This window comes from Streptomyces sp. NPDC043427 (assembly GCF_056436655.1).
In genome coordinates this window covers 129,993-142,064 of the sequence record NZ_JBWKCC010000006.1, presented here as the reverse complement: position 1 = coordinate 142,064, position 12,072 = coordinate 129,993, and the positions used below count along the sequence as shown (strand labels likewise).

Below are 12,072 nucleotides of genomic sequence, written 5' to 3'. Positions count from 1 at the left end.
AGCCCCTGCGTGCACCCTTCTCTACTCGTGTGCGCGGTCCAGCGGAGGAAGGCGGAACGCTGGGGTGACCGTGACCAGTTCGGGTCTGGCCGCGACGTCGGTCACGTCGCCATCGGTGCCCTCGCCGCCGGCGCGGTCAGGCGTTTCCCTCACTCATCCCGTTCCAGGGTTCGAACCTGCAACCGCTTACCCGACAGCACGTCTGACGAGCCAAATCACCCCCGCCGGCCGTTCCCGCATCTCACGGTCGGCAAGGGGTTGCCGGTCATCGCCTCGGCGCTAGCGTCCAGTGCACGTCGCCTGAATCCGGGCAGATCCACCACCCTTCCAAAACGCCGTTCGCCGTCAGATGGCTGAGCACACCGTGGAACCCTTGATCGCGCAGGCCACAGTCACGGATGATCCGGTCGCACTCACTCAGTCCTTCCCCCGAGGACGGATCGCTGCGCGCCGCGAGATAGACGCCCGACAGTCGCAGCTGCGGCTCTGCCCCACCGATCCGGGCAGGGCACCCGGTGCGCAACGCCCAGTCGGCCGCGCGCCGCCGGTCGGGGCGGGCCGGTGACTGGGCGAGCAGCGTGGCGTCGCGAAGCTCCGCAGCCACCCCGGCCGCTCCGGGACTGTTCACCATGCTTGCCCACCGCGCCCGTTCCAACTCGCGACAGGCCTGCACCGGATCGATACGAAGGCTGCGCAGCAGGCCCGCACGGAGTTCGACGTGTAGGTACGCGTTCATGCGCAGGGCGCACTGCAGGGCGAGGAGCCTCGCCCCGGCGGACACGTCCGCGGGCAGGGCCGCGGCCAGGTAGCTGAGGATCTCGCTCACGCGGACACGCTCCCCCGGCCCCCGGCTGGGCCGGGGACCGCGCGGCCGCACGGAAGGCGGGTGGAACGGTGCGGCCAGCACGGTGTCGGGCACAACGGCGGCCTGGGCGGTTGCCGCGGCGCAGGCGCCGCAGGCGTCGGCGAGGCGCCAGACACGGCCGCCGCGTTCGCAAGCCAGGAGCAGGCGGATGGGCCCCGCGCACCCGCGGTGACGGCGGTGCCAACGGCAGCCGCGTTCATGGCACTGACAGATCCGCAGGTGAGGAGCCCTCAGGTCACCGCGGGCATGCCGGGCGAGGTGAGCAAGGGCCGCCGAGCGCGCGGACTGCGCGGTGACCCGCCGGCCGTCCTGGGGACAGTGCTGGCAAACGAGAACGAGCCCACCGGTCTGGCATCGCAGTTCCACCGTCCAGGTCCGCTCCGCCTGAGGACACACGGTGCGCAGCCTCATGGGGGTGTGGCCCTCCTTTCCCGGTCCGGCGCCAGCCCCACCGCGCGGTACAGCGGGACGGCCGACACCGTAGTGCAGACCCCTGCCCTCCCGCGGTGGAGACATCTGGAGAAATAGGGCAGAGGTCTGCACTGACAGGGCAGGGGTCTGCACCGTCGGATGGTCGGGTGACGATCTTGCCGCCCGATCCGGACCTCGACGCCCTCCGACTGGAGCTCGGGCGTCTGCGGGCTGAGCGCGGGTGGAGCTACGACAAGCTCGCCTCCCGCAGCGGCCTGGGCAGGCGCACTGTGATCGAGATCGAGCAGGGCCGCACCGTCGGCACCCTCAAGACATGGCACGCCCTCGCACACGCCCTGGACACACCGCTCGACGAGCTCTTCGCCACCCTCTGCCACGAGCACGGCCTCCCCGGCACCGACGACAGCTCCGACAGCTGATACGGGCCCGTCCGGCGCCGGCGGCGATTCACTCGTTCCGGCAACGCCCTATCGAATGCGCGAGCAAGCGTTCGCACTGTTGTCGCCCCGCCCTGCTCTGCCCGGGGGATCATCAGGGTCGCGTACCGCAGGCGGGGCGTGTCGGCTGGCAGCTTCGCCCGCATGTGCTCCTCTCCTTCTCCTTCCGCTCGACGCTGGGACGGCAGCCGCGCGAGCGCGCCCCAGCGGCGGTCCCTGCGTATCGTCCCCGACAGTGCCAGCCGGTTGCTGCGACGCGGCCAGACCACGTCCTGCCGCGAATGCGGCAATCCGGTCGAGTGCTACCTGGGGGCCGACGACCGGCTGGTGCGGCTGCATCCGCACGAACTGCCGGTGGCCGGGGTGCCGGAGTCCTGCCGCTGGCACGTCAGCCGCGGCCTCGCCCATCCCGCGGGCGACGGGAGCAGCTGGTGCCGGCTGGCACACGACCTGCTGTGCCCAGCCCGCCCGGCTCCGATGGCCGCGCCGCAGCTGTCCGGCCTGCGCCGGACTCTCGCCCTGCGCACCCGCCGTCTGCTGGACACCAAAGTTCTCGCTGCACCTGCCACACTGGCAGGCGGCCCGCCGCCGGGCGAGGCCGTCTGTCGTCCGGCCCGGCCCGTCGTGCAGCTGCTGTTCGTCCGCTACCTGGCCTCCCGCCCCGTCGATGAGATCCAGTGCGTCGCCCAGACCCGGCGCCGAACCCGCTGTACGGCCGAGGTCCTCGGCCCTGGCGGGTTGCACGGGGTGTGGACCCTGGTACCCGTGACCATGCACCACGGTCAGCTCGCACTGCCGTCGGATGTCATGGCCGTCTACAGCCTGTCCGCACTGCCATACCAGGAACAGCTGCGCTGGCGCACCCAACGGTGCCGGGACCATGCCACAGCGTCGACCGCCGGTGACCTCGCCGTCGCGGACTGGGAGCCCTTCGACCCGCTCCGCCACCACGAGCACATCCACACCCGCCTGCCCACGCACGGGCGCCGTCCCAACGGCCACGCACCCCGGCGGGTCTTGTCGTGACGCATCAGTACGCCGTCGAGATCGTCCTGACGCGGCCCGCCACCGTTCGGGAACTTCACCAGGCCCGCCACCGGGTGACGTTCGCCGCGAACGCAGACCGCACCCGGCTGATGACGGTGCAGCGCGGCAAGAGCCCGGGCCGCGCCCTGCACCGCCTGCGCCGCCGCCTGGACACGGTCCTGCCGATCGACATGCTGACCACGCACTATCCCGACCGCCAGGGCCATGTCCTGCTCAATGTCGCCCTCAGCCGCCGCGCCGACGCGCAGATCCGCGAGGAGGCGGCCGCGCTTGGCCAGCGCGCCGGGGACGTCCTGGCCGAACGAATCACGACCTATCTCGCGCACGAGCAACGCCAGCGGCGCCACCGCCTCGAATCGCCGATACAGCGCCTGCTCACCCACCACACCCTGGAAGAAGTTCTGGCCTGCGCCGCAGGCCGCCTTCTGCAGGTACGTCTGCCGCGCTGAGCCCGCCGGCACCAAACGCCGGGGACGCTACCTGGCCTTCAACAAGGACATCGCGCAGGACGCCGCAGCCCGCTTCCCGTCCACGGTGCAGTGCCGGACCGCCCACGCCACCGCCTTCGCCGCACTCGGACACCGCTATGCCGACCGACTCAACAGCCCCCGCCAGCCGGCCTGGAAGACCGGACAGTCCCTCGGTATCCTCCGCCCCGTACGGATCGCCGACCACGAGATCAGCCAGAGAACCCTGTCCCACAACGTGCTGCGCACCGTCACCCGCTTCTGTCACTCCGCCGACAGCGCGCTGGCCCAACACCACGTGCCGCGCCTACGCGGCCTCGACGCCCCCGCCGCCCATCGGCAGTTCGCCGAACTCGTGCTCCCCTTCGCCGCCAAGGCATGGGCGGACCTGCAGCGCCCCGACCACGGCATCGTCCGCTTCGAACACGACCACTACCTCAAGATGTGGGCGCTGACCAGGCCGAAGATCGAGGCCGACTTCCTCCTCCTCGACGAGGCCCAGGACACCAACCCGGTGCTGGAGCAGGTGTTCACCGCACAGCGCGACCACGCCCAGCTCGTCATGGTCGGCGACTCCGCCCAAGCCATCTACGGCTGGCGGGGCGCAACCGACGTGATGACCGGCTTCGACGCCGAACAGCTGACCCTCACCCGCTCGTTCCGCTTCGGGCCACAGATCGCCAACGAGGCCAACCGGTGGCTCGCGCTCGCCGACGCCCCTATCCGGCTGACGGGCACCACCAGCGTTCCCGCAGAGGTCAGCAGCGTCGACCACCCCGACGCCGTGCTGTGCCGCACCAACATCGGCGCCATGACAGAGGTCATGCGTCTGCTCGGCGAAGGGCACCGCGTAGCCCTCACCCGGGGAGGCCAGCAACTGGCCCAACTCGCCTCTGCCGCACGCGACTTGAAGGAAGGGCGCCGCACTCATCACCCCGAGCTGGTGCTGTTCGCGTCCTGGGGCGACTTGCAGGACTACGCCGCCTACGATCCGGCCGGCTGCGACCTGCAGCCCTTCGCCGACCTCGTCGATACCCATGGTCCCGACGCCATCCTCGCTGCCGTGTCCGACCTCACCGAGGAAGCACACGCCGACGTCACCGTCTCCACCGCCCACAAAGCCAAAGGCCGCGAATGGTCGACCGTCAGGATCGGCAACGACTTCCCCCAGCCGAAGGACCCCAACTCCGGCACGAGCGCGGCCGACCAGGCCCCGGAAGTAAGCGACACGGACGCCCGTCTCGCCTACGTCGCCGTCACCCGTGCCCGCCACCAACTCGACCTCGGCGGCCTGGCATGGAACGCCGCCCCTTAGGAGAACGAGAGTGGTTGACGCCGCAGACATCGAGGGCAGCCAGTTCCCCAGCCCGTCCGGGACCAGGGCGGCCGAGTGGTGGCCCAGCCAGTCGGCTCGGTCATCTCGCAAGCCTTGTGCAGCACACTTAACCTCTCGCTGGTGTCGTCGCAGGTAGAGCTACATGCAGTTACAGAGAGTCAACGACGGCAACCATGATTTGCCAACTAGCCTTCTCATGATTTGCCAACAAGGATTCTCCACCCGCTCCCGACCTGCGCGTCTCAGTCCATGATTTGCCAACTAGAGTTCTCGGTCACAGCCGCCGCGACCCCGCGACCCCGCGGGGTCGGCCGGACCGGCCGGACCGGCCAGCGGCCCGCATGCCGAGCGAAGAATCAGAAAACCGCAAGAGAACAACAGGTTAATCAAGCACTCAAGGAATGAGGTCTTTCGCTCGTTTCACATTGCTCGCGACGACCGTGGATTTCCCCCGGGAAACAGCACCACGTCGACGGAAGACCGGAATGGCGCCGAACAAAATCAGTCCCAGGAGCGAAGCGGCCCCGACGATTGTGCCCAGCCGTAGGCCGGGTGGGTGGAAGGAACAGGTGAGTCGGGTCGAGGAGCCGTCGAGCGGCATGGCGATCAGTCCGTGGAACTCCTTGGCGGGTACGGCCGGGGTGTCCCCCAGGGCGCAGCGCCAGCCGGCGATCCTGGGTGCCGCGACGACGGCGGTTCCCACGCTGTGGGCGGGGAGCTTCGCCCGGAGGGTGCCGTCGGACACGGACACGTCGGTGGCGCCGGTGGCCGTGAGGCGCTCGGCGGCGGCGCGCAGCCGGGCGGTGTCCAGGCAGCCGACCGCTCCGTCCGGGACGAGGCTCATACGGGTCGGGGACAGCTCGATCCGCAGGGTGCCGGAGGCCGGAACCCGGCCGAGCCGCTGCATGGCGGCGATCTTGGTGCCGTGGTCGGACCTGAACCGCCCGGTCGGGCCGTCCGAGTCACCGGCGACCCGCGCCGTGCCCGAGAAGTACGGCGCCCACAGGTACACCTCGCTGCCGGCCGCGCAGCGGGCCGTGATCGTCGGTTTCCGTACGACGCCGGGAGCGGGATCGCCGATGCGCAGGCCGGGCCGCTCGTCGCCGCTGCGGGACGGCTGCCGGCCGGCGCTCGTGCGGACCGTGAGCCGCGGGATGTCGTACACGCGGGTGCCCAGCAGCAGTTCCTGGTTGCGGTACGGCGAGGGCCCGAAGCCTAAGCGGTTCGCGCCCGGGCGAGCGGGGGTGGTGGAGGGCCGTACGGTCACCAGCGGCGGTACGGCCTGCCGGGTCACGGTCACCTGGCTGCCGTCCTGCGGGAACCAGTTCTGGTGGGGGTCCGGCGGGGAGTGCACCCGTGCGCCGACGGAGAAGATCACGTCCGTCACGGCGTTGTCCAGGCTCTGCAGGTTCCGGCCGCGTGAGGTGAAGCCGCCCCCGAGGGCGGGCAGTGTGCGGCTGAGGATGTCGGACGTGTGGCTGCTGTAGTACTGGGCGCCCTGGCCGCCCACCACCATCGGATCGTTGGCCACGGTCTGCTCCCGGCCCGGGTCCGTGCGGTAGCGGGGCCAGCCGTCGGCCTCCTCGACCGCCCGCGCCTGGCTCTCCTGCCGCTGCCCCCAGGGCGCGTAGTCGTCCATGTGGCCGAACCGGAGCCGGGTGGCGACGGCGGAGGTGGCGGTGGCCTCGCCGAGCTGCGCCCCGACCAGCAACGTCACGGCGAGCACGGCCGGGGTGGTGGATCTCAGGCCTGCGGGGAGCGGGCGGCGGCCGGGGCGGCCGAGCAGGGCCAGTCCGAGCAGCGTGCCCCCGGCGGCCGGCAGCAGCACCGGCCAGGCGACGGGGCGTACCAGGTCGCTCCTGCTCGCGACGGCGGCGATCAGTGCGAGCAGCGCGCCCGCCGCGCCGAGAGCGCGCAGGTCGGGTGGGCCGTACGAGAGCGCGTACCAGGCGGCGATCACCAGTAGCCCGCACAGGACGAAGGTCTCGCGGTAGGAACTGCCCTGGGGCGTGGCGAAGGCGTGCCAGGCCAGTTGGGTGGGCGCCCACTGCATCGACAGCACCATGCCGGCCACGAGCAGCGTCCACGCGGCGCGCACACGCCGGGGCACCGCCCGTTGGAACGGCAGGGCGAGGGCGAGCACCAGCGCCGTCATGCCCACGTAGACGCCCGGTGTGCCGAAGCCGTACGTCGTCGGCAGCAGGCGGGCCAGGAAGTCCTCCCCCGCCACCGGGACGAACCCCCGGAAGCGGCCCGGAGAGGCGTGCTTGCTGCCGAAGTAGACCACCGCGACCACCGGAGCGGCCAGTCCCACACCCAGGGCGACGGTCAGCCCGGCGCGGCCCGCCGCGGCGAGCGCCTGCCGGCGGGAAGGACGGGCGAGCAGGAGCCTGACCAGCAGCACCAGACCGGCGCCGACGGTGGCCATGTACGCCGTGTAGAAGTTGGCGATCCAGGCGAGGGTCACGACCAGCACGCCGAGGACCCGGTGCCGGCCTTGCAGGATCCATTCGCCGACCAGGCACAGCAGCGGCAGCGCGATGAGGCCGTCGAGCCACATCAGGTTGTAGGCCGCGTCCGCCACGCTCCAGCCGCACAGGGCGTAGGAGGCGCCCAGCAGTCCCGCCGCCCACCAGCGGCCGGGGCGCAGGGTGAGCAGCAGCCAGGCCATGACGGCGCCGGCGGTCGCCGTCTTCAGCAGGGTGATCACGTACACCGCGAGATCGATCTCGTCCCGCGGGAACACCCCTACGAGCAGGGCGAACGGGCTGGTGAGGTAGGTGCCGAGGTCGGGCAGGAAGCTGGTGCCGAACCCCGACTGCCAGTTGACGAGGAGTCCGCCCTCGGCCCGTCCGTGGAGCAGGTCCCACAGGTGGGTGTGGAAGGGCACGTACTGGTTGCCCAGGTCGTTGACGCTGCGGGTGCGCGGGCCGAAGGGGTAGCTGCGGGCGACGGCGTCGGCAGCACAGAACGCGGTGACGGTGAGGGCCGCGGCCAGCAGGGCGGCCAAGCGCCGAGCATTACCACTTCCGCGCAATGCGGATGTGGGCAGGGTCGGGCTGGGCATTTTCGGGAGTCCCCCGTCCGTGGTCGATTTCGCCGTCTTAGACGAGCGTTTCTTCCGGACGGTTGTGCCGCCACTGGAAAGTGACGAGTGGAATTCCGAATACGCGCGAGGAGTGGGAAATAGAAGCCGTCGGCCGCCCGTGCTCAGCCGGGCCGGTGTGCCGTCGGGGATGGCGCCGGGCGGGCCTGGGGAGAGTGCACCCAGGCCCGCCCGGCTGGTTCGGCTACCTCTGCTTGAGGCGGAGGAAGGTGATCGAGTTCGCCGGGAAGGTGTACGTGAACCTGTCGGCGACCCCGGTGAAGGTGGACGCCACCGGCGTGACCGGTGTCTGCGTCTCGCTGTTCACGGCGTCCGGCGCGGCGGCCAGCGTGGTCACCTTGGCCCTGGAGGACACCTTCGCACCGCCGAGGTCGACGGCCGTGCGGGCGGCGTTGGGCTGGGCGTTGACGACCTTGACGATCAGGTCACCGGTCTTCACGTCGCGCGTGACGACCTGGCGGAACGGCTCGGCCGGCTTGTCGTCGGTGAAGCTGCCCCACTCCTTGCCGTCGAGGTAGAGGGTCACCTGGCGGCCACGCACCTTGATGTCGATGTCGTAGGCACGGCCCGTCTGGACCGACCCCGCCTTGGAGAGGAGCGTCGACTTGCCACCGTCCACGGCCTGCTCGACCGCGCTCTGGGTGTTGTTCCAGCCACCCAGGTTCCACCAGTAGTAGTTGCCGGTGTCCTTGACGCCGAAGGCGACGAGGAAGCCTTCCTTGCCGGACTTCTTGGTGGCCTTCACGTGCACGTCGTAGTCGTGCCAGCTCACGTCACCGGCCGAGACCATCGTGTTCTCGGCGGCCGCGTCGCTCTGGACGTACTGGCCGTCCTGGACGCTCCAGCTGCCACCACCGGTGTGGCTCCACTGCGAGGCGTCACCGGAGAAGTCGTCGGCGAGCAGCGTCTTGCCGTCCGCGTCCGTCACCTTGACGTCGTCGTACGCCGCGCTGGTGGCCCAGGTCGACAGGCCGACAGCACCCGTGATCGGGCCCTGCAGAGCGGGCGTCCCCGTGGCCGTCGACGGCACCACCCGGTCGCCGACGTTGTTCATGAACAGCTTCTGGACCTCGTAGTTGGCCGAGTTCCAGGAGGCGTGGTTGTTGAACCACACCAGGTCCGGGCGCCACTGCACATAGTCCTCGTTGGCGAACAGCGGGGCGTAGGAGGCGAGTTTGACGACGTCCGCGTTGCGCTCCAGGCCGGTCATGAACGCGGCTTCGGCGAGGCCGTTCTTGAAGGCGTTGCCCTGGGACGCGTACTCACCGAGGAAGACCTTGGGGCCACTGCGGTCGTAGGAGTCGTAGCGGTTGTTGTTCTGCAGGAACCACTGCGGGCTGTTGTAGTAGTGCTCGTCGACCATGTCGACCTTCGCGTCCCGGTTGAGCTGCCAGGCCGTGTCGAAGGTCGAACCGGCGTCGTCGGGACCGGAGTTGGAGATGACCGTGATGTCCGGGTACGTGGCCTCGATGGCCGCCCGGAACTGCTTGAAGCGGGCGAAGAACTCTTCTGGCAGGTTCTCCTCGTTGCCGACCTCGATGTGGGTGAGGTGGAACGGCTTGGGATGGCCCATCTGGGCGCGCTTCCTGCCCCACGTCGACGTCACCGGGCCGTTGGCGAATTCGATGAGGTCGAGGGTGTCCTGGATGTGCCGCTTGAGCAGCGCGTCGTCGACGACGGCCTTGTTCTGGCCGCAGCCGGTCACCAGCGCCGGTACGACGGGCAGCGGCATCGCGCCGATGTCCTCGGAGAGCCGGAAGTACTCGTAGTAGCCGAGGCCGTAACTCTGGTTGTAGCCCCAGAAGTTGGAATTGGTGGCGCGTTGCTCGACCGGTCCGATGGTGTCCTTCCACTGGTAGGACCGGGCGCGCTGCCAGCCGGAGGCCTCGCTGTAGTCCTGCATGGAGCCGGTGTTGACCAGGCAGCCGCCGGGGAAGCGTACGAAGCCCGGGTGCAGGGCTGCGACCTTCTCGGCGAGGTCCTTGCGCAGGCCGTTGGGCTCGTTCCTGTAGGTGTCGCGGGGGAACAGGGACACCATGTCGAGGGCGGTCACGGCGGAGGAGGCGACGGTCAGGCGGCCGTTGCCGCTGGTGCGGGTGGCGGTGAAGGCCGCCTTGTACTTCGCCCAGCCGCCCGCGCGTACGGCCACCCGGCGGGCCGTGGCCAGCGTGCCGTCGGCGTCCTGCAGGGAGACCGTCAGGGTCGTGCCGCTCGCGGCGCGCGCCCACACCGAGAAGTCGTACCTCTTGCCCTGCTCGACGTGGATGCCGGTGTTGTACCCCGCGTTGGTGACGGACGAGGCGGCACCCAGGGAGAGGTAGGCGCGGTTGCGGTCGTTGAGACGGCCGTCGTCGTTCACGACCTGCGCGGTGCCGTCGACCGTCCAGGAGGTCAGCGGGGTGTACGACTTGTTGTCGACGGTGGAGTACTCGAAGGATCGGTTCTGCACGAGCTCGGCGTAGAGACCGCCGTCGGCGGCGCGGTTGATGTCCTCGAAGAAGACGCCGTACATCGTGTCGTCGATCTTCGCGCCCTTGGCGGTGGGGTCGACCTTGATCGCGTAGTCGGTGGTCGTCTCGGCGTGCGCGGGGACCGGGACGAGTGCGGCGGCCGCCAGGACGGCCGTCGCAGTGAGACCGAGTCTCCAGCGGGTGGGGGTGGTGCTGCGTGACATGGATACTCCGCGGCTCAGGTGTGTCGCTGTTCGAAATATCGAATCTTGATCAGCACTTCGAACGGCAAGATAGGGAGGGGGCGGGAGTGCGTCAATGGGTCGCACAGGAACCGATGCGACGGAGGGCGGTGCGCGGTGGGCGAGTTCTGGCCAGTGCCCGACGTTCTGAGGTACCTCGCCGGGAGGTGGCGGGTGGAACGATCGGTGCGGGATCTCGCGAGCGGGGACGCGGGTCGGTTCGAGGGGACGACCGTTTTCAGCCCGCTCGACGACGAAGGCGGTCTACGGCACCGGGAGCTCGGCACCTTCGTCTGGCAGGGCGTGGCGCGTCCCGCCGAGCGCACCCTGCGCTTCCTGCCGGGCCCGACGCACGGCACCGCGGACGTCCGCTTCGCCGACGGGCGGCCCTTCCACGACCTGGACCTGACGTCCGGGCGGCACGTCACCGACCACCCCTGCGCCGCCGACCTCTACCGGGGCGAGTTCACCGTCCGGGACGCGGACCACTGGCGGTCGGTCTGGCGGGTGGGCGGCCCGGCCAAGGACCTCGTCCTGACGACGGACTACGCGCGCGAGGGCTGAGTGGACGCTCCGTCGAAGCGGAGGTTCCAGCGACCCGCCCGGCCCGTGACGGTGGTCGTCGAGAGGGGGCGGACGTCGATGTTCCAGTACGACGACGGCGGCGCCTTGAGGGCGTACACCAGCGCGGCCCTGATCACGGAAGGTTCGGCCACGGCGACGATACGGCCGCCGTCCTCGATGGGCCGGGTGTCGAGCCAGCCGCCGACCCGGGCGATGAAGCCCAGCAGTGACTCGCCTCCGTGCGGTGTGGCGCGCGGGTCGGCGAGCCAGGCGTCCACCGCCCCCGGCTCCCGGGCCATCGCCTCGCCGAGCGTCAGCCCGCGCCAGCGGCCCATGTCGCAGTCCCGCAGGGCCGGTTGCACGAGCGGCGCATAACCGAGGGCGTCCCCGGTGGCGCGGCTGCGCGGTGTCGGCGAGCAGTAGCGCAGCTCGGCGACCGCGAGGAGCAGCAGGCCACCGGCGACATGCTGCACCTCGTCCCAGCCGGCCTGGTCCAACGGCCGGTCGTCCTCGAAACGCTCCGCCAGCAGCGGAGAGCTGCGCGCGGCTGCGACGAACGTGACCCGAAGCGCCATGCGGCGATGGTGAGCCGCAGAAGTGCGCAGGTCAAGAGGCGTTACGGGCCAGTTATCGGGGCTGCGCCGAACCTCGCTGAAATGTCCGGACGCGCCCGGGCAAGTCAGTCGAAAACGAGCGCCATCCACCGGTCTGGCTCGACGAGCGGCCGGAAGCCGACCTTCTCGTAGACGCCGTGCGCGTCCGCGGTGGCGAGCAGGATGCGCCGCAGCCCGTACGGCGTCAGGTGGGCGCGCACGGCCTCGACCATCGCCGTCCCGATCCCCTTGCCCCGCACGGACGGATCCACATAGACGTCGCACAGCCATGCGAAGGTGGCCTGGTCGGTCACCACCCGCGCATACGCGACCTGCTCCCCCGAAGCCGCGTCGAACACCCCGAAGTTGAGCGATCCGGCAATCGCCCGCACCTGCTTCTCCCGCGCCCGCCCGATCGCCCAGTACGCGTCGGTCGACAGCCAGCGATGCACACGCTCGACGTCGATGCGGTCGGGGTCGGTGGAGATCTCGTAGCCGTCTGCGAGGCCCGGGGTGTCTGTCATGGCGGGATC

The 12,072-nt window shown here is 70.4% G+C and carries 9 protein-coding genes and 1 pseudogene; 5 read left to right on the top strand and 5 right to left on the bottom strand.

All coding sequences use genetic code 11. The features are described 5' to 3' along the window. Positions 1 to 265: 265 nt before the first annotated feature. A complete protein-coding gene (locus tag AC067M_RS13880; RefSeq protein WP_478697225.1) occupies positions 266 to 826 on the bottom strand; it encodes a hypothetical protein in 561 nt (186 codons plus the stop codon). Between the two features lie 617 nt (positions 827 to 1,443). Here AC067M_RS13880 and AC067M_RS13875 point away from each other — a divergent pair. The 4 genes and pseudogenes from AC067M_RS13875 to AC067M_RS13860 all read left to right on the top strand — a co-directional run. Then, entirely contained in the window at positions 1,444 to 1,716 is a 273-nt protein-coding gene (locus AC067M_RS13875; protein WP_351074214.1) for a helix-turn-helix transcriptional regulator, read from the top strand. Positions 1,717 to 1,878: 162 nt separating this feature from the next. Next, a complete protein-coding gene (locus tag AC067M_RS13870) occupies positions 1,879 to 2,760 on the top strand; it encodes a DUF6083 domain-containing protein (RefSeq protein ID WP_478697342.1) in 882 nt (293 codons plus the stop codon). After that, on the top strand, positions 2,757 to 3,230 hold the full coding sequence (locus tag AC067M_RS13865; RefSeq protein ID WP_478697224.1) for a hypothetical protein: 474 nt from the start codon (positions 2,757 to 2,759) through the stop codon (positions 3,228 to 3,230). Before AC067M_RS13870 ends, AC067M_RS13865 begins: the two co-directional genes overlap by 4 nt. A gap of 4 nt (positions 3,231 to 3,234) precedes the next feature. Then, positions 3,235 to 4,563 (top strand): annotated as a pseudogene (locus AC067M_RS13860) (UvrD-helicase domain-containing protein); the annotation flags it as partial. Positions 4,564 to 4,978: 415 nt separating this feature from the next. Here AC067M_RS13860 and AC067M_RS13855 read toward each other — a convergent pair. Beyond that, positions 4,979 to 7,651, bottom strand: coding sequence for a YfhO family protein (locus AC067M_RS13855; protein WP_478697223.1), 2,673 nt, complete (start codon positions 7,649 to 7,651; stop codon positions 4,979 to 4,981). A 223-nt stretch (positions 7,652 to 7,874) separates the two neighbouring features. Next, positions 7,875 to 10,364 (bottom strand): alpha-L-arabinofuranosidase C-terminal domain-containing protein, encoded by a 2,490-nt coding sequence (locus AC067M_RS13850; RefSeq protein WP_478697222.1) that lies wholly within the window; start codon positions 10,362 to 10,364, stop codon positions 7,875 to 7,877. 135 nt (positions 10,365 to 10,499) lie between these two features. Here AC067M_RS13850 and AC067M_RS13845 point away from each other — a divergent pair, with 135 nt between their 5' ends. Continuing rightward, positions 10,500 to 10,946 (top strand): DUF6314 family protein, encoded by a 447-nt coding sequence (locus AC067M_RS13845; RefSeq protein WP_478697221.1) that lies wholly within the window; start codon positions 10,500 to 10,502, stop codon positions 10,944 to 10,946. Here the strand turns inward: AC067M_RS13845 and AC067M_RS13840 are convergent. Together AC067M_RS13840 and AC067M_RS13835 are read right to left on the bottom strand one after the other, a co-directional pair. Next, positions 10,928 to 11,521: a histidine phosphatase family protein gene (locus tag AC067M_RS13840; RefSeq protein ID WP_478697220.1), complete on the bottom strand. Its 594-nt coding sequence runs from the start codon at positions 11,519 to 11,521 to the stop codon at positions 10,928 to 10,930. The genes AC067M_RS13845 and AC067M_RS13840 overlap by 19 nt on opposite strands. A gap of 104 nt (positions 11,522 to 11,625) precedes the next feature. Continuing rightward, positions 11,626 to 12,063 carry a GNAT family N-acetyltransferase gene (locus AC067M_RS13835; protein ID WP_478697219.1) on the bottom strand — a complete coding sequence of 146 codons (438 nt, stop codon included), beginning with the start codon at positions 12,061 to 12,063 and terminating at the stop codon, positions 11,626 to 11,628. Positions 12,064 to 12,072 lie beyond the last annotated feature (9 nt).

Coding starts and splice junctions, on each gene's coding strand:
- AC067M_RS13870 (WP_478697342.1), top strand. CDS start 1,879: ATGTGCTCCTCTCCTTCTCCTTCCGCTCGACGCTGGGACGGCAGCCGC.
- AC067M_RS13855 (WP_478697223.1), bottom strand. CDS start 7,651: ATGCCCAGCCCGACCCTGCCCACATCCGCATTGCGCGGAAGTGGTAAT.
- AC067M_RS13850 (WP_478697222.1), bottom strand. CDS start 10,364: ATGTCACGCAGCACCACCCCCACCCGCTGGAGACTCGGTCTCACTGCG.
- AC067M_RS13840 (WP_478697220.1), bottom strand. CDS start 11,521: ATGGCGCTTCGGGTCACGTTCGTCGCAGCCGCGCGCAGCTCTCCGCTG.
- AC067M_RS13835 (WP_478697219.1), bottom strand. CDS start 12,063: ATGACAGACACCCCGGGCCTCGCAGACGGCTACGAGATCTCCACCGAC.